This window comes from Streptomyces kronopolitis (assembly GCF_050953795.1).
In the GTDB taxonomy this organism is placed as follows: Bacteria; Actinomycetota; Actinomycetes; order Streptomycetales; family Streptomycetaceae; genus Streptomyces; species Streptomyces kronopolitis_A.
The window spans coordinates 2,811,316-2,836,434 of sequence record NZ_CP191850.1; the positions used below are offsets into that span (position 1 = coordinate 2,811,316).

A 25,119-nucleotide genomic window follows, 5' to 3' on the forward strand; every position below is an offset into this window, starting at 1 on the left:
CCGCGCCGAGACCGCGCCGTCACCCGGCGGCCGGCCGGCCCGGCAGCGGCCCGGATCCCGGGCGCCCCCGCCGGCGCCGCCGCGCTCCTACTGCAGCGCCGCCTTCATCATGGCCCGCGCGATCGGGCCCGCCAGACCGTTGCCGGAGACCTCGTTGCGGGCGGCGTGCCCGTCCTCGACCATCACGGCCACCGCCACCTGGTGCCCCTTGCCGTCCTCGGCGTACGAGACGAACCAGGCGTAGGGCGTACCGCTGTTGTCGACGCCGTGCTGGGCGGTGCCGGTCTTGCCGCCGACGGTCAGTCCGTCGATCTTCGCGCCGGACCCGGTGCCCTTGTCCACCACCGTCTGCATGGCCGACCGCAGCTGCTCCGCCGTGCGCCCCGACATCGCCTTGCGGTACGTCTTCGGGCCGTTCTCCTGGACGGTGTTGCCGCCGCCGTCGGTCAGCTTGTCGACCAGCTGCGGGGTCTTCAGCTCGCCGCCGTTCTGGATGGCCGCCGTGACCATCGCCATCTGGAGCGGGGTCGCCTGGTCGTTGAACTGGCCGATGCCGGACAGGGCGGTCTGCGCCTCGTCCATGTCACCGGGGTAGACGCTCTTGGCGGCCCGCACCGGGGTGTCGATCTTGCCGTCGTTGAAGCCGAGCTTCTCGGCCTGCGCCTTCACCTTGTCCTTGCCCAGGTCCACGGCCATCTTCCCGAAGACGGTGTTGCAGGAGTACTGGAGCGCGGTGCGGATGTTCGCGTTCTTGCAGGGCGCGGAAGCGTTCTCATTGGTGAGCGGTTTACGGGTGTGCGGGAGGGTGTACGGGTCGGGGCTGTCGGTGGGCTCGTCCACCGAGGAGTACAGGCCGTTCTCCAGCGCGGCCGCGGCGACCACCAGCTTGAAGGTGGAGCCGGGCGGCAGCGGCTGCCGCAGCGCCCGGTTGACCTCGGGGCTGTCCGGATCGTCGGACAGCTTCTTCCACGCCTTCTGGTCGGCGCCCGAGGACCCGGCGAACTTCCCGGGGTCGTACGAGGGCGCGCTGACCATGCCCAGGATCCGCCCGGTGGCCGGGTCCATGGCGACGGCTGCGCCCTTCTTGCCGCCCAGCGCCCGGTAGCCGGCCTCCTGCACCTTCGGGTCGATGGTGGTGGCCACGTCGCCGCCCTTGGCGCGCTCGCGGGTCAGCGCGTCGGCCGGGCTCTGCAGCCTGCTGTCGGAGCCGTCGAGCAGGTCGCCGTAGAGGCTCTCCAGCTGGTTGCTCCCGTAGATCTGCGAGGTGAAGCCGGTCACCGGCGCGTACATCGGGCCGTCCTTGTACGTCCGCTTGTACTTGAGCGTCGAGTCGGTCGCGGCGGAGCCGGTGACCGGCTCGCCGCCGACGAGGATGTTGCCCAGGGGCGCGGAGTACTTGCCGATCGCGACCCGCGGGTTGTGCGGGTCCTCCTTGTAGTCACTGGCCTTGGCCCCCTGGATCCAGGTGGCCCAGCCCATGAGTGCGAGGATCAGTGCGAGACAGAAGATCGCGGCCCGTCGCAGGGGTTTGTTCACGGTGCGCGGCTCCTCCGTACGGGACGTGCGGTACGGCCGGAACGTCGGTATTCCGGCATTTCCGGTCCACCGTGCCTCGCCTTCATGAGAGGGCCATGAGAACGGCCGCCGTGCCGCCCCGGGACAACTTTTCGCCGCGTTCGCCCCTCTTCCACGGCGGGCTGCGGGCCGCCCCGGATGATCACCGCGGGTGCGCGGACGGAGAGGCAGGAGCTGAGGACGGGTGCCGGCAATCAGTCAGCGGATGCATCTGGTCCTGCTCAGCGCCTGGACCGTGCTGTGGTTCGTCCTCGTGGAGCCGCACGGCGGGTTCTCCTGGCACTACCTGCACACCGGCGGACAGCTGATCTACCAGGGCACCTCGGACCACGGCACCGGCGGGCTCAATCTCTACGCGCACCACCCCGAGCTGCAGATGGGCCCGCTCAGCTTTCTGACCGCCGGGCTGTTCAACCCGTTCCCCGAGGTCACCGGCCAGTTTCTGGCCGCCGCACTGATGTCGCTGCTCGGCCTGGTCATCGTGGTGCTGGCGGGCCGCAGCGCCGCCCACCACTTCCTGGGCACCGGCACCAACCACCAGCGGCTGCGGCAGCGCGTGCTGATCGCCGGGCTGGCCTTCATCCCCATGTGGATCGAGGTCGCGGTCCGCTTCGGGCATCTCGACGACGTCCTCGCACTGTTCTTCACCACCCTCGCGGTGCGCGCCGTCACCCGCGGCGACGCCGCCCGCACCGGCCTCTTCCTGGCCCTCGCGATGGATTCCAAGCCCACCGCCCTCGCCTTCCTCCCGCTGCTGCTCGCGCTGCCGCGGGAGAAGTGGCTGCGGGCCGGGCTGTGGTGCGCGGGCCTGGTCGCCGTCGCCTGGCTGCCCTTCTTCCTGGGCGATGCGCACTCCTTCGCCGCGGCGAAGTTCGCCATCCCGAACCAGCCGGCGTCCGCCCTGCGCTGGCTGGGCGTCGGCGACCCGAAGACGCCCGGCTGGGACCGGCCCGCGCAGGCCGCGCTGGGGCTCGCGCTGGGCACCCTCGCCGTCCGGCGCGGGCGCTGGGCGGCGGTGGTGCTGCTGGGCGCCAACGCCCGGATCGTGCTCGACCCGAGCGTCTACACCTACTACACGGCGTCCGTGCTGCTGGGCACCCTGCTCTGGGACGTCATCGGCCAGCGCCGGCTGGTGCCCTGGTGGAGTTGGCTGGGCCTGCTCGTCCTCTACGGCAGCGTCTTCGCCGTCCCCGACGACGCCGCCCGGGGCCTGATCCGGCTGGCCTTCGTGGGCGTCTCGACGGCGTATGTGCTGCTCTGGCCGGTACGCGAACGCGGAAGCCGGGGACAAGGACGGGGCCGGGGCCGGGGACGGCGCAGGCCCCCCGCCCGTACGGACGAGGGGCCTGCGTACGGCGCTCCCGGGGAGGGCCGGCCGGATCCCGGACCGTGGCCGGGCCCGGCGGCTACGCCTGGGGCAGGGCCGCCAGCTGCGCGGTGATCCGGACGATGTCCGCCTCCGCGGCCGCCAGCCGGACCCGGATCTTGTCCACGACCTGCTCCGGCGCCTTGGCGAGGAACGCCTCGTTGCCGAGCTTGCCGGTGGCCTGCGCCTTCTCCTTCTCCGCCGCGGCCAGGTCCTTCGCCAGCCGCTTGCGCTCCGCCTCGACGTCGATCGCGCCGGAGAGGTCCAGGGCCACCGTCGCGCCCGCGACCGGCAGCGAGGCGGTCGCGCTGAAGCCCTCGCCCGCCGGCTGCAGGCGCAGCAGCGAGCGCATCGCGGCCTCGTGCGCGGCCAGCGCCGTACCGGACAGCTCCAGCTGCGCCGGGACCTTCTGGCCGGGCTGCAGCCCCTGGTCGGAGCGGAAGCGCCGGACCTCGGTGACGACCTGCTGGACGGTCTCGATCTCCCGCTCGGCCGCCGCGTCCCGGAACCCGCCCGGGGCATCGGCCCCGGCGACCAGCACGGCCTTCGGCCACTCGGCGATCACGACCGACTCACCGCCGGTCAGCGTCGTCCACAGGGTCTCGGTGACGAACGGCACGACCGGGTGCAGCAGCCGCAGCGTGACGTCCAGCACCTCGCCCAGCACCCGGCGCGAGGCCTCCGCGGCCGGGCCGCCCGCCATGAACGTCGTCTTGGACAGCTCGACGTACCAGTCGAAGACCTCGTCCCAGGCGAAGTGGAAGAGGGTGTCCGACAGCTTCGCGAACTGGTAGTCGTCGTAGTACGCGTCGACCTCGGCGACGACCGAGTTCAGCCGGGAGAGGATCCACCGGTCGGTCGCCGACAGCTGCTCGGCGGGCGGGAGTTCGCCCTCCACCGTCGCGCCGTTCATCAGCGCGAAGCGGGTGGCGTTCCAGATCTTGTTGGCGAAGTTGCGCGAGCCCTGGACCCAGTCCTCGCCGATCGGGACGTCGACGCCCGGGTTCGCCCCGCGCGCCAGCGTGAACCGGACGGCGTCCGAGCCGTAGGCGTCCATCCAGTCCAGCGGATTGACCGCGTTCCCGAAGGACTTGGACATCTTCTTGCCGAACTGGTCACGGACCATGCCGTGCAGCGCGATGGTGTGGAACGGCGGGGTGCCGTCCATCGCGTACAGCCCGAACATCATCATCCGGGCGACCCAGAAGAAGAGGATGTCGTAGCCGGTGACCAGGACGGAGTTCGGGTAGAACTTCTCGACGCCCGGGGTCTGCTCGGGCCAGCCGAGCGTGGAGAACGGCCACAGCCCGGAGGAGAACCAGGTGTCCAGGACGTCGGTGTCCTGCGTCCAGCCCTCGCCGGTGGGCGCCTCGTCGTCCGGTCCGACGCAGACGACCTCGCCGTTCGGGCCGTACCAGACGGGGATGCGGTGGCCCCACCACAGCTGCCGCGAGATGCACCAGTCGTGGAGGTTGTCGACCCAGCCGAAGTAGCGGGACTCCATCTCCTTGGGGTGGATCGCGACCTTGCCGTCACGGACCGCGTCCCCCGCGGCCTGTGCCAGCGGGCCGACCTTGACCCACCACTGCATCGACAGCCGCGGCTCGATGGTGGTCTTGCAGCGCGAGCAGTGCCCGACGGAGTGCGTGTACGGGCGCTTCTCGGCGACGATCCGACCCTCGGCGCGCAGCGCGCCGACGATCGCGGAACGGGCCTCGAAGCGGTCCAGGCCCTGGAAGGGGCCGTGAGCCGTGATGACGCCGCGCTCGTCGAGGACGGCGAGGTTGGGCAGGTCGTGCCGGCGGCCGATCTCGAAGTCGTTGGGGTCGTGGGCCGGGGTGACCTTGACCGCGCCGGTGCCGAACTCCGGGTCGACGTGCTCGTCGGCGACGACCGGGATGCGGCGGCCGGTCAGCGGCAACTCGATCTCGGTGCCGACGAGATGGGCGTAGCGCCCGTCCTCCGGGTGGACCGCGACGGCGGTGTCGCCGAGCATGGTCTCGGCGCGGGTGGTCGCCACGACGATGGAGTTCTCGCCCTCGCCGTAGCGGATGGAGACCAGCTCGCCGTCGTCGTCCTGGTACTCGACCTCGATGTCCGAGATCGCGGTCAGACAGCGCGGGCACCAGTTGATGATGCGCTCGGCGCGATAGATCAGCTCGTCGTCGTAGAGCCGCTTGAAGATCGTCTGGACCGCCTTGGACAGGCCCTCGTCCATGGTGAAGCGCTCGCGCGACCAGGCGACGCCGTCGCCGAGCCGGCGCATCTGGCCGGAGATCTGGCCGCCGGACTCGCTCTTCCACTGCCAGACGCGCTCGACGAACTCCTCACGGCCCAGGTCGTGCCGGGAGACGCCCTCCTTGGCGAGCTCGCGCTCGACGACGTTCTGGGTGGCGATGCCGGCGTGGTCCATGCCCGGCTGCCAGAGCGTCTCGTAGCCCTGCATGCGCTTGCGACGGGTGAGGGCGTCGATCAGCGTGTGCTCGAAGGCGTGCCCCAGGTGCAGGGAGCCGGTGACGTTCGGCGGCGGAATGACGATCGTGTACGGCGGCTTGTCGCTCTTCTCGTCCGCCTCGAAGTAGCCCCGCTCTACCCAGCGCTCGTACAGCGGCCCCTCTACCTCGGCCGGCGTGTACTGAGTCGGCAGTTCGGGGGCGCTGTGGTTGCTCTGCTGAGTGTTCTCGGTCACGACGCACAGTGTACGGGCGCGGATGTCGCGGCTTCGAATCGGTTTCGCCCCCGGGGCCACGGCTGTCGGCGGCGTCGTACAGGATGTCCCGAGCGCGCGAACATCACCGCACGTCACACCCAGAACTTCACACGCAGAACTCAACTGTCTTCAGTTGTCACGAGGGGAACCGCTCCATGAGCAACCACCAGCCGCCTCCCGGCCCGTACGGCCAGCAGCCCCCGCAGCCGGGTCCGTACGGCCAGCCGCAGCAGCCGCCGGCCCCGCAGCCGGGCTACGGCTACCCGCAGCAGGGCGGCCCGGTCCCGGGGCAGCAGGGTTACGGCTACCCGCAGCAGGTTCCCCAGCAGGCCCCGCAGCAGGGCTACGGCTACCCCCAGCAGCCCGCCCAGCCCGGATACGGCCAGCCCGGATACGGCCAGCAGGCACCGTACGGCGGCCAGCAGACCCCCTACGGCATGATCCCCCAGGGCGCCCCGGAGTCCGGCGGCAACGGCAAGAAGATCGGCCTGATCGCCGGCGCGGTCGTGGTGGTGGCGGCCATCGGCATCGGCGCCTACTTCGTCTTCGGCTCGGGCGGCGACGTGGCCCCCTACACGATCTCCCTCCCGGACAAGCTGCTGAGCGGGGAGTACAGCAAGGCCCTCGGCTCCCCCGCCGGCGCCGTCAAGGACGTCTCGAACGACAAGGACGCCAAGGCGATGGGGATCACGGACAGCAAGGCGGTCTCCGGCAAGTACGCCAACGTCGCCAAGCTCCAGCTGAACGTGGGCGGTGTCTACGGCAAGGTCGCCGACCCCGAGTCGGCCGTGAACCAGGCGTTCGCCCGGCTGGAGGAGGACCAGAACAAGAACTCGGCCGGCCAGGGCTTCAAGATCGAGACGGTCTCCGGTCCCACCGCGTACTCGCCGAGCGGCTTCGACGGCGCGATCATGAAGTGCAAGGAGCAGAAGCTCTCCGCCGCCCAGGGGGGCGTGAACGTGGCGGTGAACTTCTCGATGTGCATCTGGGGCGACAGCAGCGCCATCGGCACGGTCTCGGTGGTCCCGACCCCCTCTCCCGGCGGGGAGAGCGGGAAGGCGCCCAGCGCCGAGCAGCTGTCGGAGATGACCGCGAAGGTGCGCACCGAGGTCCGCAAGGAGAAGTGACCGCGGCCGGCACGACGGGAGCCGCCCGGCAGCAGCTGCTGCCGGGCGGCTCCCGTGCGGTGGGGCGGACCCCCTAGGCGCTCTTCTCCTGCGGCTCCCCGGACTCGCCGCGGTTGCGCGGGACCAGGGTGGGGTTCACGTTCGAGTGGACGACGTCCTCGGTGATGACGACGCGGGCCACGTCCTTGCGGGACGGGATCTCGTACATCACCGCCTGGAGGACCTCCTCCATGATGGCGCGCAGACCACGGGCGCCGGTGCCGCGCAGGATGGCCTGGTCGGCGATGGCCTCCAGGGCCGGGCGGTCGAAGTCCAGCTCGACACCGTCGAGTTCGAAGAGGCGCTTGTACTGCTTGACGAGTGCGTTGCGCGGCTCGACCAGGATCTGCAGCAGGGCCTCGCGGTCGAGGTTGTGGACCGAGGTGAGGACGGGCAGACGGCCGATGAACTCCGGGATCATCCCGAACTTCACCAGGTCCTCCGGCATGACGTCCTGGAGCTGGTCCTTGGACTCGATCTCGCGCTTGGAGCGGATCGTGGCGCCGAAGCCGATGCCCTTGGCACCGGACCGGGACTCGATGATCTTCTCCAGGCCGGCGAAGGCACCGCCCACGATGAACAGCACGTTGGTGGTGTCGATCTGGATGAATTCCTGGTGGGGATGCTTGCGGCCGCCCTGCGGCGGGACCGAGGCGGTGGTGCCCTCCAGGATCTTCAGCAGGGCCTGCTGGACGCCCTCACCGGAGACATCGCGGGTGATCGACGGGTTCTCGCTCTTCCGGGCGACCTTGTCGATCTCGTCGATGTAGATGATGCCGGTCTCGGCCTTCTTGATGTCGAAGTCCGCGGCCTGGATCAGCTTGAGCAGGATGTTCTCGACGTCCTCACCGACATAGCCGGCCTCGGTGAGCGCCGTGGCGTCGGCGAACGCGAAGGGGACGTTGAGCATCCGGGCGAGGGTCTGGGCGAGCAGCGTCTTGCCGGAGCCGGTGGGGCCCAGCAGCAGGATGTTGGACTTGGCGAGCTCGATGCCCTCCTCGCCGCGCCCGGGGCCGTTCTCGCCCGCCTGCACCCGCTTGTAGTGGTTGTAGACGGCGACCGACAGCGCCTTCTTGGCGGGGTCCTGGCCGACGACATAGCCGTTCAGGAACTCGTAGATCTCCCGCGGCTTGGGGAGTTCCTCCCACCGCACCTCGGAGGTCTCGGCGAGCTCCTCCTCGATGATTTCGTTGCAGAGGTCGATGCACTCGTCGCAGATGTACACACCAGGTCCCGCGATGAGCTTCTTCACCTGCTTCTGACTCTTTCCGCAGAATGAGCACTTGAGCAGGTCGCCGCCGTCACCGATGCGTGCCACGAGGTGCTTCCCCTTCGCCTGGGATCCGCATTGCTTCCACGGACCCGGGTGCTTGCCTATCGACGGTACCTTGCCGGGCCCCCCGTACGGGCCCCCCTTGGACCGACTCGGTTCACTCGATCCCGACCCGGTCCAAGGGGGCAACGCTCCGGCTCACATTGCGAAGATCGTCAGCCGATCGACACGGAGGACTTCCGGGTCGAGACGATCTGGTCGACCAGACCGTACGCCAGGGACTCCTCCGCCGTCAGAATCTTGTCACGCTCGATATCGTCACGGATCTTCTCGACCGGCGTGGAGGAGTGCTTGGCCAGCAGGTCCTCCAGCTGCGAGCGCATCCGCAGGATCTCGTTGGCGGCGATCTCCAGGTCGGAGACCTGGCCGCGGCCGGTCTCGCTGTAGGGCTGGTGGATCAGCACCCGGGCGTTCGGCAGCGCCATCCGCTTGCCGGGCGTGCCGGCGGCGAGCAGCACGGCCGCGGCGGAGGCCGCCTGGCCCATGCAGACCGTCTGGATGTCCGGCTTCACGAACTGCATCGTGTCGTAGATGGCCGTGAGGGCCGTGAACGAACCGCCGGGGCTGTTGATGTAGATGGAGATGTCCCGGTCGGGGTCCATCGACTCCAGGCACAGCAGCTGGGCCATGACGTCGTTGGCCGAGGCGTCGTCGATCTGCACGCCGAGGAAGATCACACGCTCCTCGAACAGCTTCGCGTACGGGTCGTACTCGCGCACGCCCTGCGAGGTGCGCTCGACGAAGCGCGGGACGATGTAGCGGGACTCGGCACGCGGGCCGGAAAACTCGGACTCCGCGCCCTGGTACAGGCCGCTGCCGGGGAAGTTGTTCATCGTGGTGTTCACCGTCCTGGTGGCGATCAAGTGGGCTGGGGGCTGTGGGGCGAGTGGTACGGGGCTCAGGCCCCGGTGCCGCCCCCGCCCGGAACGCCGGCGGCGGAGGTCATCACATCGTCGATCAGGCCGTATTCCTTGGCCTCGTCGGCGGAGAACCAGCGGTCGCGGTCCGAGTCCTGCGTGATCCGCTCGACGGTCTGACCGGTGTGGAAGGCCGTGAGCTCCGCCATCCGCTTCTTGGTGTGCAGCAGCCGCTCGGCGTGGATCTTGATGTCCGACGCGGAACCCGCCAGGCCCGCGGAGGGCTGGTGGATGAGGATCTCGGCGTTCGGCAGCGCGAAGCGCTTGCCCGGGGTGCCGGCGCTCAGCAGGAACTGGCCCATGGAGGCGGCGAGGCCCATCGCGATGGTCACCACGTCGTTCTTGATGTACTGCATGGTGTCGTAGATCGCCAAGCCGGCCGAGATCGAGCCGCCCGGGGAGTTGATGTAGAGGAAGATGTCCTTGTCCGGGTCCGCGGCCAGGAGAAGCAGCTGCGCGGTGATCTTGTTGGCGATGTCGTCGTCGACCGGCTGGCCGAGGAAGATGATCCGCTCGCCGAGCAGCCGGTTGTAGACCTGGTCGCCGAGGCCACCGAAGGTCGGCTCAGCGGCGGCGGAAGGCATCGGGATCGTCACGTGTCCACCTGCTCGTTGTCGGACGGCTCAGGCCGTCTCAGCGTCGTCTTCTGGGGCGTGGGGAGTGGCGCCGCGTAGGGGTCCGGCGCGGATTCAGCAACTCCCCTGCCCTCGTATCTACGGACCCTAACGCGCAGGTCGGACAACGCCATCCCGCATCGATAACTGTTCGCTGTGAGCGCAGGCTCACCGGCCGCTCACGACGTACGGGCCCGAACACGCGGGCGTGCGTGTTCGGGCCCGTCACAGCCGGTCGGCGCCGCGGCGCCGGAGGCTCAGGCCTCGGGCTTCTCGTCGGCCTCGGTCTCGCCGGCGTCGGCGGCCTCGACCGTCTCGGCGGTCTCGTCCTCGTCGTCGAGGTCGATGACCTCGCCGTTGCTGTCCTTGACCGTGGCGGCCTCGACGACGACCGCGAGGGCCTTGCCGCGGGCGACCTCACCGACGAGCATCGGCACCTGGCCGCCCTCGACGACGGCCTGGGCGAACTGGTCGGGGGACATGCCGGAGGACTGCGCGCGGCGCATGAGGTGCTCGGTGAGCTCCTCCTGGCTGACGTTCAGCTTCTCCTTGTTGACCAGCTCGTCGAGCAGGAACTGGGTCTTGATGCCCTTCTCGGCCTGCTCCTTGGTCTCGGCGTCGAACTCCTCCTCGCTCTTGCCCTGGATCTCCAGGTACTTGGCGAGGTCGAGGCCCATCTGGCCGAGCTGGTGGTTGACCAGGTTGTGCTTGCGGGTCTGGATCTCGTCCTCGAGCAGCTTCTCGGGCATCGGCACCTCGACGAGCTTGAGCAGCTCGTCCAGGACCTTCTCCTGAGCCTGGGTGGCCTGGTCGTACTTCTTCATCTGCTCGAGGCGCTTGCGGCTGTCCGCGCGCAGCTCCTCGAGGGTGTCGAACTCACTGGCCAGCTGCGCGAAGTCGTCGTCCAGCGCGGGCAGTTCACGGGACTTGATCTCGGTGATCTCGACCGTGACCTCGGCCTCCTTGCCCTCGGCGGAGCCGCCCTTGAGCTCGGAGGTGAAGGTGGCGCTGGCGCCGGCCTCGACGCCGGTGACGGCCTCGTCGATGCCGTCGAGCAGCTCGCCGGAGCCGACGGTGTAGCTGACGCCCTGGGCGACGCCGTCCTCCAGGACCTCGCCGTCCACCTTGGCCTCGAGGTTCAGCGTCAGGACGTCGCCGTCCTGGGCCGCGCGCTCGACCGGGCTGGTCGTCGCGAAGCGCTCACGCAGCTGCTCGACGGACTTGTCGATGTCCTCTTCCGACACCTCGACGGCGTCGACCTCGACCTCGATGCCGGAGTAGTCCGGGATCTCGACGGCGGGACGGATGTCGACCTCGGCGGTGAAGGCCAGCAGCTCGCCGTCCTTCAGCTCGGTGATGTCGACCTCGGGCTGACCGAGGACGTTGAGCTCACCCTCGTTGACCGCTTCGGTGTAGAACTTCGGGAGCGCGTCGTTGACGGCCTCTTCGAGCACGGCGCCGCGACCGAACCGCTGGTCGATGACGCGGGCCGGGATCTTGCCCTGGCGGAAGCCCTTCACCGTGACCTGCTGGTTGATCTTCTTGTACGCCGCGTCGAGGCTGGGCTTGAGCTCCTCGAAGGGCACCTCGACAGTGAGCCGAACCCGAGTCGGGTTCAGGGTCTCCACGGCGCTCTTCACGGTTCGGTCTCCTTGGGGCTGACTTCTGGGGTTCTGCGTGAGATCTGCCTGTGCCCGGCTTATCCGGGTCCGGCCGACCGCGCCCGGTACACAGACACACGGACACGCAGTTTGCATAGTAACCGCAAGGAGGATGACGCCCACAATGTGATCTTGAACGGCCGCCGATCCCGCGGCTTCTCCAAGGTGGGTGGCAGCTGTGCCCGACGCGAACCGTCGGGCCGACCTGCTGCTGGTCGGGGTGGCCGGATTCGAACCGACGACCTTCCGCTCCCAAAGCGGACGCGCTACCAAGCTGCGCCACACCCCGTCGGTGCGACACGTAGGGTACATGGCCGCAGGCCGTGCGGCCGCACGTTATCGGGGCGTGCGGAGGGTGGCGTGCGGGTACCGGCGGCGCCGGGCGCACCGTCCGCGGGAAGGGATGTGCGGCGCACCCCCGCGACCCGCTAGGATGCACTGCGTGCCGCGGTCCTGCGACCGGTCGGCGCTCGCGGGCGTAGCTCAATGGTAGAGCCCTAGTCTTCCAAACTAGCTACGCGGGTTCGATTCCCGTCGCCCGCTCCGATGAGAAACCCCAGGCCTTCCGGCCTGGGGTTTTCTGCTGTCCGGGGCGGTGCCGCGAGCGCCGGACGCCCTCTTCGCACCGGGGGCGGGGGTCCTTAAGCTGGCGCCATGGAGATCTGGCTCAATCCCGCGTGCTCCAAGTGCCGTTCCGCCGTGGAGATCCTCGACGAGGAGGGCGCCCGGTACACCGTGCGCACGTACCTGGAGGACCCGCCGGCCGCCGAGGAACTGCGCGCCGTGCTGCGGAGGCTGGACCTGGAGCCCTGGGACATCACCCGCACCCAGGAGGCCGAGGCCGCGGAGCTGGGGCTCGCGGAGTGGGAGCGCACCGACGCGGCGCGGGAGCGCTGGATCGCGGCACTGGCGGCGCACCCCCGGCTGATCCAGCGCCCGATCATCACGGCGGACGACGGTACGGCGCTGGTGGGTCGCAGTGCGGAAGCCGTACGCGATGCTGCGGCGCGGACCGGTGGCGAGGAGCTCTCGCACGGCTGATCCCGCATGCGGGGCCCGGCAGGGGCCGGCGGTTCACCTAGAAGGTGATGTGGTTGATGGTGTCCGCCAGGGAGTTGAGGAACCGGTTGATGGACGGCGCCATGCCCGTGGAGGCGAGGAAGAAGCCGAACAGTATGGCGACGAGCGCCGGCCCCGCCTTGATGGATTTCCCTCTGATCAGCACGATCAGGATGATCCCCAACAGCAGCACCACAGACAGCGAAAGAGCCACAACTGATCACACCCTCGGTCGGAACGCCTCACCGGCCCGGGAGCATGCCGCGCACACCCCCCTGCACCCATCGTGCCACCAACTCCATGCCCACCGCAGACCGGTGACGAATCATCGGCCAACGCTTTGCCCGATTCCCGACGCCGGTGGCTCTGCCGGACGCGGCGGGAGGTACGGCCGGGCGGCGCGCGGGTGGCGACGAGCCGGTGGCGGGCCCGCGAGAGGCCGGCCGGGCCGGGAATTCTTCCGCGCCTGACGCCCCCTCGGCAAATCGCCGTGATCTTTCCCCGGCGCCCCTGATCCCCTTCCCGGCAGATGCGCGGAAATATGAATTCGTGGCGTCCGTCACTGCTTTACCCGACGCCGTAAGGGCCTATTAGCATTCGGACATAAGAGTAAGGAGTGGGACATTACCGTGGAGTCGTTTGCGGGGGATACGTGGTGATTTGAGGGGATGATAGGGGACGAGTCGGGCAGGCGCTGACAGGCGTCTACCCGGCGCTCGCGGGTTTATCCGTGCCTCATCGGCGGCCGTACCAGGGGAAATAAAAAATGCGTCGGCCGCGGTTTTACGCATTCACCGGCCACCGCTATCGTGCCTCCAATGTTTTCCGCTGCCCCGACACCCCGACGCGTACTCCCCCCTGCCCGGGTAGCGGCGGACTCCGACCGGACGGAGGCGACGGCGGGGCCGTCCGACGGGCCGGAGGGGGCCGAGCCGCCCGCCCCGAAGACCGGTGGCCGCAATCCGTTCTTCGACAACGCGAAGTACCTGGCCATCGTGCTGGTGGCGATGGGCCACTCCTGGGAACCACTGACCGACGGCAGCCGCGCCGCCGAGGCGCTCTACATGACCGTCTACACGTTCCACATGCCGGCCTTCATCATCATTTCGGGTTACTTCTCCCGCAGCTTCGACATGCGCAAGGACCGGTTGCAGCGGCTGGTGACCGGCGTCGCCGTCCCGTATGTCCTCTTCGAGACCGCCTACGCCCTCTTCAAGCGCTGGGCGGACAACGACCCGGGGCAGCCCATCAGCCTGCTCGACCCGTGGTTCCTGACGTGGTTCCTGGTGGCCCTGTTCATCTGGCGGCTGACCACCCCGCTGTGGCAGATCGTGCGCTGGCCGATCCCGCTCGCGGTGGCCGTCGCCGTGCTCGCGTCCGTCTCCCCCGACATCGGTGACGACCTGGACCTCCAGCGGGTGCTGCAGTTCCTGCCGTTCTTCGTCCTGGGGCTGTCGCTGCGGGCGGAGCACTTCCGGTGGGTGCAGCGGCGGGCGGTGCGGATCGCCTCGGTGCCGATCTTCGCGTGTGCGCTGGTGATGGCCTACTGGGCGGCGCCCCGGATGACGTCGGCGTGGTTCTACCACCGCGACAGCGCCCAGGAGTTGGGCACCACCTGGTGGATCGGTGCCGTGATGACGCTGGCGCTCTTCGGCTGCTCGGTCGTGCTGGTCGCCTGCTTCTTCTCCTGGGTGCCGACGCGGCACACCTGGTTCACGGTGCTGGGCGCGGGGACGCTGTACGGCTATCTGCTGCACGGCTTCCTGGCCAAGGGCTCGCGGTTCTGGGGCTGGTTCGACGACTACGCCTGGCTGCACACCCCGCTCGGCGAGATCGCGGTCACGCTGATCGCGGCGGGCATCGTGACGGCCCTGTGCACCCCGCCGGTCCGCAAGCTGTTCCGCTTCGCGATGGAGCCGACGATGGCCTGGGCGTTCCGCAAGGACCCGGCGGATTCGGCGCGGGCCCGCGTCAGCGCCTGAGTGTGCGTCCCGGCCCGGCGAAGCCCTGGGCACGGGCCGGGATGCCGGAGGGGTGCCGTCCGGGTCAGGCGTCCCGGCAGATCAGCAGCAGCGCCCGGTCGTCGTTGACGTCCTTGGCGACGGCCTCGATCAGATGCCAGGCCGCGCCGGCGAAGCCGCCGGCGACATAGCGGTCGGCCTCGCCGGTCAGCCGGTCGATGCCCTCGGCGATATCGCGGTCGGCGGCCTCGACCAGGCCGTCGGTGAACAGCATCAGCACATCGCCCGTCCGCAGCGTCCCCTTGACCGGGTCGAACTGGGCGCCGTCGTAGACACCGAGCAGCGGGCCCTCCCCCGACTTCTCCTCCCAGCGGCCGCTGCCGGCACTGAGCTGGAGCGCGGGCAGATGTCCGGCGGAGAACAGCTCGTAGTCGCCGGACTCCAGGTCGAGGACGAGATGGATGGAGGTCGCGAACCCCTCGTCCCAGTCCTGGCGCAGGAGGTAGCCGTTGGCGGCGGGCAGGAAGCCGTGCGGCGGCAGGGAGCCCAGCAGGCCGCCGAAGGCGCCGGAGAGCAGCAGTGCGCGGGAGGCCGCGTCCATGCCCTTGCCGGAGACGTCGGTCAGCACCACTTCGAGGATGGTGCCGCCGTGGGTGCGCGAGGCCACCACGAAGTCGCCGGAGAAGGACTGCCCGCCGGCCGGGCGCAGCGCCATCTCGTGGTGCCAGCCCTGTGGCAGCGTGGGCAGCTGGCTCTGCACGCGGATCCGCTCGCGCAGGTCGAAGAGCATGGTGCCGCCGCGCCGCCAGGGCACCCCGACCCGGCTGCGGAACTGGGCGATCAGCAGCCCGAAGAACCCGACCGCGGCGACCACCAGCACGGTGCCCGGAGTGATCCGGTCCGGTCCTTCGTCGTACGGGCCGAACAGCGCGGACTCCACGACCAGCGCGGTCGCCGAGGCGCCGTACAGCACGAGGAGGTTGGCCGGGCGCAGCAGCAGTCCGCCGGCGATGACCGGCAGGACCAGGGCCGTCGGGGCGAGCCACTCGGGGAAGTGGAGCGTGCCCGCGGCGATGGCGGGTATGGCCAGGAGCAGGACGGCCAGTGCGAACCGGTCGGAGCCCTCACCACGGAAGTAGTCGACCCCGGCCTTGCGCACGCCGATGCGGGCCCGGTGCAGACCTTTGTGCATCCGGGCCGTCAGGGTGTCCGTGCCCTGGCCATGTGTCATTGCTCTCGGACCCTATCCACCCGTTCGGCGGCGCGTCGATTCGCCGCACGACGGCACGGCCAATTGCCGGGAAACGCCGTTCGAAATCCGGTCGCGCGGCCGTCGGCCGGGCTGCTAGAGAGGGGCCATGGCGACGGAATTGCGGGTGCTGAAGGACGTCGAGTGGGACGACTGGTCCGACAAGCTCGATCGGGCGTTCGGCGGACCGCCGACGACCGGCGAGACGCGGGCGATCCGGCGGGAGTGCACCGAGATCGAACGGTCCCTCGGCGTCTGGGACGGCGGTGAGTGCGTCGCCACGGCGGGGGCGCTGTCGTTCCGGCTCACCGTGCCCGGCGGGTCCGGGGTGCCGGCGGCCGGGGTCACGATGGTCAGCGTGCAGCCCACGCACCGCCGGCGCGGGCTGCTGCGGTCGATGATGCGCCACCAGCTCGCGGACGTCCGCGAGCGCGGGGAGGCGCTGGCGGTGCTGGTCGCCTCGGAGCCGGCGATCTACGGCCGGTTCGGCTACGGGGCGGCGGCCCTGGACATGCGGCTGACCGTGGACACCGCGCGGCTGGCCGCCCCCGAACTTCCCGGCATGGACGAGGTACGGCTGCGGCTGGTGGACCCGGTGGCCGCGCTCGCCAACTGCGAGCGGGTCTACGCCCGGCTGGTGCCGACCCGCCCCGGGATGCTCGCCCGGCTGCCCGGCTGGGAGCGGATGGCCGTGCTGGACGCGCCCGACCGCCGGGAAGGCGCCGGGGCCTTGCAGTGCGTGGTGGCCGAGGTGGACGGCGAGGTGCGGGGCTATGCGCGCTACGCGGTCGAGCCGGACTGGGACCGGGGCGGGCCGTCGGGGGTGGTGCAGGTGCGGCATCTCGACGCGCCGGACCCGGTGGTGTACGCGGCGCTGTGGCGCTTTCTGTTCGGGATCGACCTGACGACGTCGGTCTCGGTGCGCAGCCGCCCGGTGGACGACGCGCTGCCGCTGCTCGTCGCGGACATGCGGCGGTGCGCGATGGAGCTGCGGGAGTCGCTGTTCGTCCGCCCGGTGGAGGTGGGCGCGGCGCTGGCGGCGCGGACGTACCGCACGCCGGTGGACGTGGTGTTGCAGGTCGCCGACCCGTTCTGCCCCTGGAACGAGGGGCGCTGGCGGCTGACCGGCGACGCGACCGGCGCGACCTGCGCACGGACCCGGGACCCGGCCGAACTCGCGCTGTCCGTACGGGAGCTGGGCTCGGCGTATCTGGGCGGGTTCACGCCCGCGGCGCTGGCGGCGGCGGGCCGGGTGCGGGAGCTGCGGCCCGGAGCGCTGGCGGCGGCGTCGACGGCGTTCGGCTCCGACCTGGCGCCCTGGCTGCCGCACTCGTTCTGAGCGGGAGCCGGTCCCCGGGAGGCGTCAGCCGCCGGTGGACGGCTGGCAGCCCGGGCACCAGAAGAGGTTGCGGGCGGCGAGGCCGGCGGTACGGATCTCGCTGCCGCAGACGTGGCAGCCCTGCCGGGCGCGGCGGTAGACGTAGACCTCGCCGCCGTGGTCGTCGACCCGCGGTGGGCGGCCCATGGCCTCCGGCAGGTGCTCCGGGCGGACGGTGTCGATCCGGTTGTGCCGGACGCCCTCGGCCATCAGGAACACCAAGTCGTCCCAGAGGGCGTCCCATTCGCCGCGGGTGAGGTCACGGCCGGGGCGGTAGGGGTCGATGCCGTGGCGGAAGAGGACCTCGGCACGGTAGACGTTGCCGACGCCAGCGACGATCTTCTGGTCGAGCAGCAGCGCCGCGATGGTCGTACGGCTGCGGGAGATCCGTCGCCAGGCACGGGAGCCGTCGTCGCCGGGGCGCAGCGGGTCGGGGCCCAGCCGGTCGTGTATCGCCTGCTTCTCGTCCTCGGTGATCAGTGCGCAGGTGGTGGGTCCGCGCAGGTCCGCGTGGTGCCGGGCGGTGGCCAGGCGCAGCCGGACGGTGTCCGTGGGCGGCGGGGCGGGCGCGGTGCCGAAGCCGAGCTTGCCGAAGAGGCCGAGGTGGATGTGGATCCAGTGGGCGGACGGGCCGAAGCCGAGGAAGAGGTGCTTGCCGTGCGCCTCGGCGCAGGTCATGACCCGGCCGTCGACGAGGGCGGCACCGGCGGCGAACTTCCCCTGCGGGCTGCTCGCCCGGACGGCTTCGCCCTCGAAGCGGGAGCGGTGGTCCAGGGCGAGGCGGTGGATCGTATGCCCCTCGGGCACGGGCGTTCCTCCAGTGGGCGCGCCCGCCCGCCCCGGCGGCCGGGGCGGACGGGCGGCGGGACGAGCGGGGGTCAGCCCTGCGGGTGGTGGGCGGGGATCGCGGGCAGTTCGCCGGTGGTCTCGTAGGCGGAGAGCATCTCGATGCGGCGGGTGTGCCGTTCCTCACCCGAGTAGGGCGTGGCCAGGAAGACCTCGATGAACCGGGTCGCCTCCTCCTCGGAGTGCATCCGGCCGCCGACGGAGATCACGTTGGCGTTGTTGTGCTCGCGGCCGAGCTTGGCGGTCTCCTCGCTCCAGGCCAGCGCGGCCCGTACGCCCTTGACCTTGTTGGCGGCGATCTGCTCGCCGTTGCCGGAGCCGCCGATCACGATGCCGAGGGCGTCCGGGTCGGCGGCGGTCCGCTCCGCGGCACGCAGGCAGAACGGCGGGTAGTCGTCCTGGGCGTCGTAGACGTGGGGGCCGCAGTCGACGGGCTCGTGGCCCTGGGCCTTGAGCCACTCGACGAGGTGGTTCTTGAGGTCGAAACCTGCATGGTCGGAGCCGAGGTACACGCGCATGCGATGAGTGTGACACGAGAGGCGCCGGGTAGGCGCCGCCGGGTCTTCCCGGGTCCGGGCGTACGAAGTACCTCCCCCGCCTTCCGTACGCAAGCGCATCGCGCAGGGGCCCAGGGTTTCACACAACAATCAGACTTCAGGCCTTCCAATCCACGGTGAACGAAGATCTAATGCGGGGGTTCCATTCCGCGAACCACGAAGGACGGTGCTCATGGGCGCGCACCCTCCCCCACGCTCCGCAGGAGCAGGGGGCACTCCCACCACCACAGCGGTCCCCCCGGCCGGCGATCCCGGCAGCGGAACCGGTGGGCAGTCGCCGGACGGGCTGCAGGCAGGACTCAAGAACCGCCATCTGTCGATGATCGCCATCGGCGGGGTGATCGGCGCCGGGCTGTTCGTCGGTTCGGGTGCCGGTATCGCGGCCGCCGGCCCGGGCATCCTCCTCTCCTACGCGCTGACCGGCCTGCTGGTCGTGCTGGTGATGCGGATGCTGGGCGAGATGGCCGCCGCCTCCCCCACGTCCGGCTCCTTCTCCTCCTACGCCGACCGGGCGCTGGGGCGCTGGGCCGGCTTCACCATCGGCTGGCTTTACTGGTTCTTCTGGTCGGTCGTGCTGGCCGTCGAGGCGACCGCGGCCGCCTCGATCCTCACCGGCTGGGTGCCCGCCGTCCCGCAGTGGGCCTGGGCGCTGCTGGTGATGATCGTGCTGACCGGTACGAACCTCGTTTCGGTGGGTTCGTTCGGTGAGTTCGAGTTCTGGTTCGCCGGCATCAAGGTCGTCGCGATCGTGGTCTTCATCGTGGTCGGCGCGCTGGCGATATTCGGGCTGCCGCCGGGCGGCGACCCGGTCGGCCTGGCGAACCTGACCGGACACGGCGGCTTCCTGCCGCACGGTCCCGGGGCGATCCTCTCCGGCATGCTGCTGGTGGTCTTCTCCTTCATGGGCAGCGAGATCGTCACGCTGGCGGCGAGCGAGGCGCCGAACCCGGTGCAGGCCGTCCGCAAGGCCGTCAACAGCGTCATCTGGCGGATCGGGCTGTTCTACCTCGGCTCGATCGGCGTGATCGTGACCCTGCTGCCGTGGGACTCCAAGGCCGTGGCGCACAGCCCGTACGTGGCCGTGCTGACGTCGCTGGACATTCCCTACGCGGGCACCGTGATGGACGTCGTGGTGCTGACCGCGGTGCTGTCCTGTCTGAACTCCGGGCTCTACACCGCCTCCCGGATGGCGTTCTCGCTCGGCGAGCGCGGTGACGCGCCGAAGTCCTTCGCCACCGTCAACAAGGGCGGGGTGCCGGCGGTCGCCATCTACGCGTCGGTCGCCTTCGGCTTCATCGCGACGATCTTCAGCTACACCGCGAAGGACACCGTCTTCCAGTTCCTGCTGAACTCGTCCGGCGCGGTGGCGCTGTTCGTGTGGCTGGTCATCTGCTTCTCGCAGCTGCGGATGCGCCGGATCATCGAGCGCGAGAGCCCGGAGCGGCTGACGGTGCGGATGTGGCTGTACCCGTGGCTGACCTACGCGACGATCGGGATGATCGTGTTCGTCGTGGGCTACATGTTCTACGACCCGGACGGGCGGGTGCAGATGGTGCTGTCGGTGGCCGCCGCCGTGGTCGTGCTGACGGTCGGGCTGCTGCTGCACCGGCGGCGGGCGCGGCAGGCCACGCAGGTCACCGGCGCCGCCGGACCCCAGGGGTAACGGGAACGGCGCGCGAACGGGCCGGGCCCCGCAGTCACCGGGTGGTGAGTGCGGGGCCCGGCCCGTTCGCGCTTGCCGTCGGCGGACTCAGCCGCGGCGGCCGGCCAGCTTCCAGGCCGCGGGCAGCGCGCCCATCGCCAGCGCGGCCTTGAGCGCGTCACCGATCAGGAACGGGACCAGCCCCACCGCGACGGCCTGTCCGAACGGCATACCGGTGCTCAGCGCGAGGAAGGGCACGCCGACGGCGTAGATCACGGCCGTGCCGGCGGCCATGGTGGCGGCGGTGCGCAGCACCCCGCGGTCGCCGCCGCGGCGGGCCAGCGCGCCCACCAGACCGGCCGCGAGCAGCATGCCCAGGACGTAGCCGAAGGTGGCCCCGCCGGCGCCCGAGGCACCCCCGGCGAACCACGGCACGCCCGCCATCCCCGCCAGGGCGTACAGCGCCAGCGACAGCAGCCCGCGCCGGGTGCCGAGCGAGGCGCCGACCAGGAGGGCGGCGAAGGTCTGGCCGGTGACCGGCACCGGGGAGCCCGGGACGGGGACCGCGATCTGGGCCGCGATGCCGGTGAGCGCGGCGCCGCCGAGCACCAGCGCCGCGTCCCGGACGCGGGCACGGGAGGCGGAGGCGGCCGGCAGCAGGTCGGCGAGGACTGCTCCGGGAGAGGTGAGGGCGGCTGTGCTCATCGGGACCTCGCGGGGTGAGAAGGAAGGGACGGACGCGATGACGTTAATCCAGCGGACCCCCGCCGATCATCGTGTGGCGACGACAAAGCCCTACCGGCCGACTTGGAGAGTTCCGATCAACCGCCGCCCTGCCCGGCCCTGTTGAGTCGTATGGCGTCTTCGCAGGTCACGTGATGCTCATCACGGCCGCCGTCGCGCTACGGGGCCGGTTTTGTGGTAGCGCGCGACCTGCGGCGACACTGGGGCCGCTCCACGGCGAGCTGTGGAGATCCCCCAAACCCGCCGGCGGCCCCGCCGCCGGCCCTTGCGAGAGCGCGAGCCATGCACGACGTACCGACCCGCACCGGCGGGACCTCCCCCGGTGTCGCCTCTTCCGGCTCTTCCGGTGCCGTCGCCGGCGCGCAGGAGCCGCTGTCCGCGGGCCTCAAACAGCGCCATCTGACGATGCTGGGCCTGGGCGGCGTGATCGGCGCCGGTCTGTTCGTGGGCTCCGGCGCCGGGATCGCGGTGGCCGGGCCGGGGATCGTGCTGTCGTATCTGATCGCCGGTGCGCTGGCGATGCTGGTCATGCGGATGCTCGGCGAGATGTCGGCGGCGATGCCGGCCTCCGGCGCGTTCTCCGTGCACGCGGAGCGGGCGCTGGGGCGCTGGGCCGGCTTCAGCGTCGGCTGGCTGTACTGGTTCCTGCTGGTGGTGGTGCTCGCGGTGGAGGCCACCGGTGCGGCGCAGATCGCCCACGGCTGGGTGCCGGCGGTGCCGCAGTGGGGCTGGGTGCTGCTCTTCATGGTCGTCTTCACCGTCGCCAATCTGTCCGCGGTGAAGAACTTCGGGGAGTTCGAGTTCTGGTTCGCCACCCTGAAGGTCACCGCGATCGTGCTGTTCCTCGGGCTGAGCGTGCTGGCGGTCTTCGGGGTGCTGCCGGACACCGAACCGACCGGGCTGAGCAACCTCACCGGGCACGGCGGTCTGCTGCCGCACGGCTGGGGCGGGGTGGTCTCCGGGGTCCTGGCGGTGGTGTTCGCCTTCGGCGGCCTGGAGGTCGTCACCATCGCCGCGGCCGAGTCGGACGACCCGGCACGGGCGGTGGGCCGGGCGGTGCGCAGCGCGGTGTGGCGCATCCTCTTCTTCTACGTCGGCTCGATGGTGGTCATCGTGACCCTGCTGCCGTGGTCGTCGATGCAGCCGGGCAAGAGCCCGTACGTGGCGGTGCTGGACAGCATCGGGGTGCCGGGGGCCGGCCAGATCATGAACATCGTGGTGTTCGTGGCGCTGCTCTCCGCGCTGAACGCCAACCTCTACGGCTCCTCGCGGATGGTGTTCTCGCTGGCCGAACGGGGCGAGGCGCCGCGCGCGCTGCTGAAGGTGTCGCAAGGAGGGGTGCCGCGCCGGGCGGTGCTCGCCTCGGTGGCCTTCGGCTTCGTCTCGGTGCTGCTGAATCTGGAATGGCCGGATTCGGTCTTCCTCTACATGCTCAACGCGGTCGGCGCGGTGCTGCTGTTCGTCTGGGGCCTGATCGCGGTCTCCCAGCTGCGGCTGCGTCCGCGCCTCGCACGCGAGGCGCCCGGGAAGCTTGTCCTGCGGATGTGGGCCTTCCCCTATCTGACCTGGGCGGCGCTGGCGGCCATGGGCGCCGTGCTGGTCCTGATGCTGACCGATGACACGGCCAGGCCGCAGTTGCTGTGGTCGGCCGGGGCGACCGGCGCGGTGCTGCTCGTCGCGGGCCTGCGGGAGCTGCGGGAGCGCCGCGCGCGTCGCTGACCGTCTGCGACGGGGGTCACACCGTGTGGCAATGGATACCTATTCGGGCACACAAGGTCACGATCACGTCTGAATAGCGAACATTCGCTGCACAACTGTTGCCCTCAGCGGACACCGGCACCGAAACTGAGCCCGCTTTCGCCGAGGATCCCGGAGTCGTGCCGTCGGCAGGCCCATGCGACCTGCCGCCCACCGGGGTCCAGGGGGCCCGGCAGCACCGTCGCACCACTCGCGGCCCCGGGAGAACGCACATCACCGTGCTCCGCTCTCACTACTGGGACAGGTACCACATGAATCGGACACCCTCGTCCGCCGCGCGCGAGCAGGCCGACGCGGTTCAGGGCGCCGGGCCCGACAGCGGTTCCACGCTGTCCAACGGCCTCAAGCAGCGCCACCTCTCGATGATCGCCCTGGGCGGGGTGATCGGCGCGGGCCTGTTCGTCGGCTCGCGGGAGGGCATCGCGGCGGCCGGCCCCTCGATCGTGCTGGCCTATGCCGTCTCCGGCGCCCTGGTCATGCTGATCATGCGGATGCTCGGGGAGATGTCGGCGGCCAATCCGGCCTCCGGCTCCTTCTCCGTGCACGCCGAGCGCTCCATAGGCTCCTGGGCCGGCTTCACGGTGGGCTGGATGTTCACCGCGCTGCTGTGCGTGGCGGTGGCCGCCGAGGCGCTGGGCGCCGCGGACGTCATGATCCAGTGGTTCCCCGGCACCGAGCCGTGGATGTGGGTCCTGCTGTTCATGGTGATCTTCACCGGTACGAATCTGGCCGCGGTCAGCAACTTCGGTGAGTTCGAGTTCTGGTTCGCCGCCCTGAAGGTCGCGGCGATCGGCATCTTCCTGGTGCTGGGCCTGCTGGCCATCTTCGGCGTGCTGCCCGGCACCCAGGCGCCGGGCACCGCGCATCTCACCGGCGACGGCGGCTTCCTGCCCAAGGGCGTGGACGGCCTGATGGTCGGCCTGCTGGCCTCGGTGTTCGCCTACGGCGGCCTGGAGACGGTGACCATCGCGGCCGCCGAGTCCAAGGACCCGGTGCGCGGGGTGGCCAGTGCGGTGCGCACCGCGATGTGGCGGATCGCCCTGTTCTACGTGGGCTCGATGGCCGTCATCGTCACCGTCATCCCCTGGAACGACTCCTCGATCGCCAAGGCCGGCCCCTACGTCGCGGTGCTGGACTACCTGAAGATCCCGGCGGCCGGCCAGATCATGAACGTGGTCATCCTGGTGGCCCTGCTGTCCGCGATGAACGCCAACCTCTACGGCTCGTCGCGGATGGCGTTCTCGCTGACCGCCCGCGGCCAGGGCCCGGCGTTCCTGGCGAAGGTCAGCGGCGGGGTACCGCGCCGGGCGGTGCTGATGTGCTCCGCGTTCGGCTTCGTCGCGGTGCTGCTGAGCATCCTGTGGCCCGACACGGTCTTCCAGTGGCTGCTGAACATGGTCGGCGCGGCCGTCCTGGTGGTGTGGGGCTTCATCGCCGCCGCCCAGCTGCGGATGCGGCGGCTGCTGGAGCGTGAGGCGCCGGAGAAGCTCGTGGTGAAGATGTGGGCCTTCCCGGTGCTGACCTGGGTGGCGCTGGCGGGTATCGCGGCGGTGCTGCTGCTGATGCTGCGCGACGAGAGCCAGCGGATCCAGCTGCTGTTCACCGGTGGCTTCGGGCTCGTGCTGACGATCGTGGGCCTGGCCCGGCAGCGGGCGCTGGGCCGGGGCACGGACCTGACGAAGCCGTAGCGCTTCGCGTGTTCCCCGAGGCGGGGCGGGACCTCCTTCCGAGGTCCCGCCCCGCCTCCGTCTTTGGGACCAGGGACGGTCCCGTCACCGGCCGGTGATCACTCCTGCTGATAGCGTGCTGTTGCACATTGTTTGCAACTACTGCATGTACGCAGCTTGGAGGCGGGACCGGAATGGCCACCTACACACTTCCTGAACTTCCGTACGACTACGCGGCGCTGGCGCCGGTCATCAGCCCCGAGATCATCGAGCTGCACCACGACAAGCACCACGCGGCCTACGTGAAGGGCGCCAACGACACCCTGGAGCAGCTCGCCGAGGCCCGTGACAAGGAAGCGTGGGGCGGCATCAACGGTCTGGAGAAGAACCTCGCGTTCCACCTCTCCGGCCACATCCTCCACAGCATCTACTGGCACAACATGTCCGGTGACGGCGGCGGCGAGCCGCACGAGAAGGACGGCGTGGGCGAGCTGGCCGACGCGATCGCCGAGAGCTTCGGCTCGTACGCCGGCTTCAAGGCCCAGCTGACCAAGGCCGCGGCCACCACCCAGGGCTCCGGCTGGGGCGTCCTGGCCTACGAGCCGGTCTCCGGCCGCCTGGTCGTCGAGCAGATCTACGACCACCAGGGCAACGTCGGGCAGGGCTCCGTCCCGATCCTGGTCTTCGACGCCTGGGAGCACGCCTTCTACCTCCAGTACAAGAACCAGAAGGTCGACTTCATCGAGGCCATGTGGCAGGTCGTGAACTGGCAGGACGTCGCCAAGCGGTACGCGTCCGCCAAGCAGCGCGCGCACAGCCTGCTGCTCGCCCCGTGACGCCGTGACACCCGGCACCGGTCGTCCTGCCTCGTGATCGTCTTCTCACCCTTCACCTGGCAGGCGGAATGACGGAGCGC

At 70.4% G+C, this 25,119-nt stretch carries 20 protein-coding genes and 2 tRNA genes; 10 read left to right on the forward strand and 12 right to left on the reverse strand.

The annotated features are described in order from the left end of the window. Nucleotides 1–87 precede the first annotated feature (87 nt). A complete protein-coding gene (locus ACQP17_RS12285; protein ID WP_433856305.1) occupies nucleotides 88–1,536 on the reverse strand; it encodes a peptidoglycan D,D-transpeptidase FtsI family protein in 1,449 nt (482 codons plus the stop codon). Nucleotides 1,537–1,780: 244 nt separating this feature from the next. Between ACQP17_RS12285 and ACQP17_RS12290 the strand changes: the two genes are divergently transcribed. Beyond that, complete coding sequence (locus ACQP17_RS12290) at nucleotides 1,781–3,016, forward strand: hypothetical protein (RefSeq protein WP_433859894.1); 1,236 nt, start codon at nucleotides 1,781–1,783, stop codon at nucleotides 3,014–3,016. Here ACQP17_RS12290 and ACQP17_RS12295 read toward each other — a convergent pair. Then, a complete protein-coding gene (locus ACQP17_RS12295; protein WP_433856306.1) occupies nucleotides 2,982–5,630 on the reverse strand; it encodes a valine--tRNA ligase in 2,649 nt (882 codons plus the stop codon). The two genes, ACQP17_RS12290 and ACQP17_RS12295, sit on opposite strands and share 35 nt — an antisense overlap. Nucleotides 5,631–5,806: 176 nt before the next feature. Between ACQP17_RS12295 and ACQP17_RS12300 the strand changes: the two genes are divergently transcribed. Beyond that, nucleotides 5,807–6,778, forward strand: a complete 972-nt coding sequence (locus ACQP17_RS12300) for a hypothetical protein (RefSeq protein WP_364879879.1) — start codon at nucleotides 5,807–5,809, stop codon at nucleotides 6,776–6,778. Nucleotides 6,779–6,851: 73 nt separating this feature from the next. On the opposite strand, the gene clpX is transcribed toward ACQP17_RS12300, so the two are convergent. The 5 genes from clpX to ACQP17_RS12325 all read right to left on the reverse strand — a co-directional run bounded on the left by clpX (nucleotide 6,852) and on the right by ACQP17_RS12325 (nucleotide 11,631). Then, nucleotides 6,852–8,135 (reverse strand): ATP-dependent Clp protease ATP-binding subunit ClpX, encoded by a 1,284-nt coding sequence (clpX, locus tag ACQP17_RS12305; RefSeq protein ID WP_329151337.1) that lies wholly within the window; start codon nucleotides 8,133–8,135, stop codon nucleotides 6,852–6,854. 170 nt (nucleotides 8,136–8,305) lie between these two features. After that, nucleotides 8,306–8,983, reverse strand: coding sequence for an ATP-dependent Clp protease proteolytic subunit (locus ACQP17_RS12310; RefSeq protein ID WP_364879966.1), 678 nt, complete (start codon nucleotides 8,981–8,983; stop codon nucleotides 8,306–8,308). Between the two features lie 65 nt (nucleotides 8,984–9,048). Further along, nucleotides 9,049–9,651: an ATP-dependent Clp protease proteolytic subunit gene (locus ACQP17_RS12315; protein ID WP_030283915.1), complete on the reverse strand. Its 603-nt coding sequence runs from the start codon at nucleotides 9,649–9,651 to the stop codon at nucleotides 9,049–9,051. Nucleotides 9,652–9,938: 287 nt separating this feature from the next. Next, on the reverse strand, nucleotides 9,939–11,321 hold the full coding sequence (gene tig, locus ACQP17_RS12320; protein WP_433856307.1) for a trigger factor: 1,383 nt from the start codon (nucleotides 11,319–11,321) through the stop codon (nucleotides 9,939–9,941). Between the two features lie 233 nt (nucleotides 11,322–11,554). After that, nucleotides 11,555–11,631 (reverse strand) — tRNA-Pro (locus ACQP17_RS12325). A 183-nt stretch (nucleotides 11,632–11,814) separates the two neighbouring features. On the opposite strand from ACQP17_RS12325, the gene ACQP17_RS12330 reads away from it, so the two are divergent. Then, nucleotides 11,815–11,885 (forward strand) — tRNA-Gly (locus ACQP17_RS12330). 111 nt (nucleotides 11,886–11,996) lie between these two features. Next, on the forward strand, nucleotides 11,997–12,383 hold the full coding sequence (locus ACQP17_RS12335; RefSeq protein WP_433856308.1) for an arsenate reductase family protein: 387 nt from the start codon (nucleotides 11,997–11,999) through the stop codon (nucleotides 12,381–12,383). A 37-nt stretch (nucleotides 12,384–12,420) separates the two neighbouring features. Here ACQP17_RS12335 and ACQP17_RS12340 read toward each other — a convergent pair whose 3' ends face one another. After that, a complete protein-coding gene (locus tag ACQP17_RS12340) occupies nucleotides 12,421–12,615 on the reverse strand; it encodes a hypothetical protein (RefSeq protein ID WP_030415520.1) in 195 nt (64 codons plus the stop codon). Between the two features lie 604 nt (nucleotides 12,616–13,219). Here ACQP17_RS12340 and ACQP17_RS12345 point away from each other — a divergent pair. Continuing rightward, complete coding sequence (locus tag ACQP17_RS12345; RefSeq protein WP_433856309.1) at nucleotides 13,220–14,383, forward strand: acyltransferase family protein; 1,164 nt, start codon at nucleotides 13,220–13,222, stop codon at nucleotides 14,381–14,383. A 64-nt stretch (nucleotides 14,384–14,447) separates the two neighbouring features. Here the strand turns inward: ACQP17_RS12345 and ACQP17_RS12350 are convergent, their stop codons facing one another. Next, nucleotides 14,448–15,593, reverse strand: coding sequence for a PP2C family protein-serine/threonine phosphatase (locus ACQP17_RS12350; protein ID WP_364879875.1), 1,146 nt, complete (start codon nucleotides 15,591–15,593; stop codon nucleotides 14,448–14,450). Between the two features lie 127 nt (nucleotides 15,594–15,720). Here ACQP17_RS12350 and ACQP17_RS12355 point away from each other — a divergent pair, with 127 nt between their 5' ends. After that, nucleotides 15,721–16,950, forward strand: a complete 1,230-nt coding sequence (locus ACQP17_RS12355; protein ID WP_433856310.1) for a GNAT family N-acetyltransferase — start codon at nucleotides 15,721–15,723, stop codon at nucleotides 16,948–16,950. Nucleotides 16,951–16,974: 24 nt separating this feature from the next. Here ACQP17_RS12355 and ACQP17_RS12360 read toward each other — a convergent pair whose 3' ends face one another. Continuing rightward, complete coding sequence (locus tag ACQP17_RS12360) at nucleotides 16,975–17,796, reverse strand: Fpg/Nei family DNA glycosylase (protein WP_433856311.1); 822 nt, start codon at nucleotides 17,794–17,796, stop codon at nucleotides 16,975–16,977. A gap of 71 nt (nucleotides 17,797–17,867) precedes the next feature. Beyond that, nucleotides 17,868–18,353: a ribose-5-phosphate isomerase gene (locus ACQP17_RS12365; protein WP_433856312.1), complete on the reverse strand. Its 486-nt coding sequence runs from the start codon at nucleotides 18,351–18,353 to the stop codon at nucleotides 17,868–17,870. Between the two features lie 211 nt (nucleotides 18,354–18,564). On the opposite strand from ACQP17_RS12365, the gene ACQP17_RS12370 reads away from it, so the two are divergent. Beyond that, nucleotides 18,565–20,055, forward strand: coding sequence for an amino acid permease (locus tag ACQP17_RS12370; protein ID WP_433856313.1), 1,491 nt, complete (start codon nucleotides 18,565–18,567; stop codon nucleotides 20,053–20,055). 87 nt (nucleotides 20,056–20,142) lie between these two features. Here ACQP17_RS12370 and ACQP17_RS12375 read toward each other — a convergent pair whose 3' ends face one another. After that, nucleotides 20,143–20,739: a biotin transporter BioY gene (locus ACQP17_RS12375; protein ID WP_433856314.1), complete on the reverse strand. Its 597-nt coding sequence runs from the start codon at nucleotides 20,737–20,739 to the stop codon at nucleotides 20,143–20,145. A 321-nt stretch (nucleotides 20,740–21,060) separates the two neighbouring features. On the opposite strand from ACQP17_RS12375, the gene ACQP17_RS12380 reads away from it, so the two are divergent. The 3 genes from ACQP17_RS12380 (at nucleotide 21,061) to ACQP17_RS12390 (ending at nucleotide 25,039) form a co-directional block, all read left to right on the forward strand. Then, the gene (locus tag ACQP17_RS12380) at nucleotides 21,061–22,497 is read left to right on the forward strand and encodes an amino acid permease (RefSeq protein ID WP_433856315.1); all 1,437 of its coding nucleotides are present in this window, start codon (nucleotides 21,061–21,063) and stop codon (nucleotides 22,495–22,497) included. Nucleotides 22,498–22,787: 290 nt separating this feature from the next. Next, nucleotides 22,788–24,224: an amino acid permease gene (locus ACQP17_RS12385; protein ID WP_433856316.1), complete on the forward strand. Its 1,437-nt coding sequence runs from the start codon at nucleotides 22,788–22,790 to the stop codon at nucleotides 24,222–24,224. A 173-nt stretch (nucleotides 24,225–24,397) separates the two neighbouring features. Next, the gene (locus tag ACQP17_RS12390; RefSeq protein WP_433856317.1) at nucleotides 24,398–25,039 is read left to right on the forward strand and encodes a superoxide dismutase; all 642 of its coding nucleotides are present in this window, start codon (nucleotides 24,398–24,400) and stop codon (nucleotides 25,037–25,039) included. The last annotated feature ends 80 nt before the right edge of the window (nucleotides 25,040–25,119 follow it).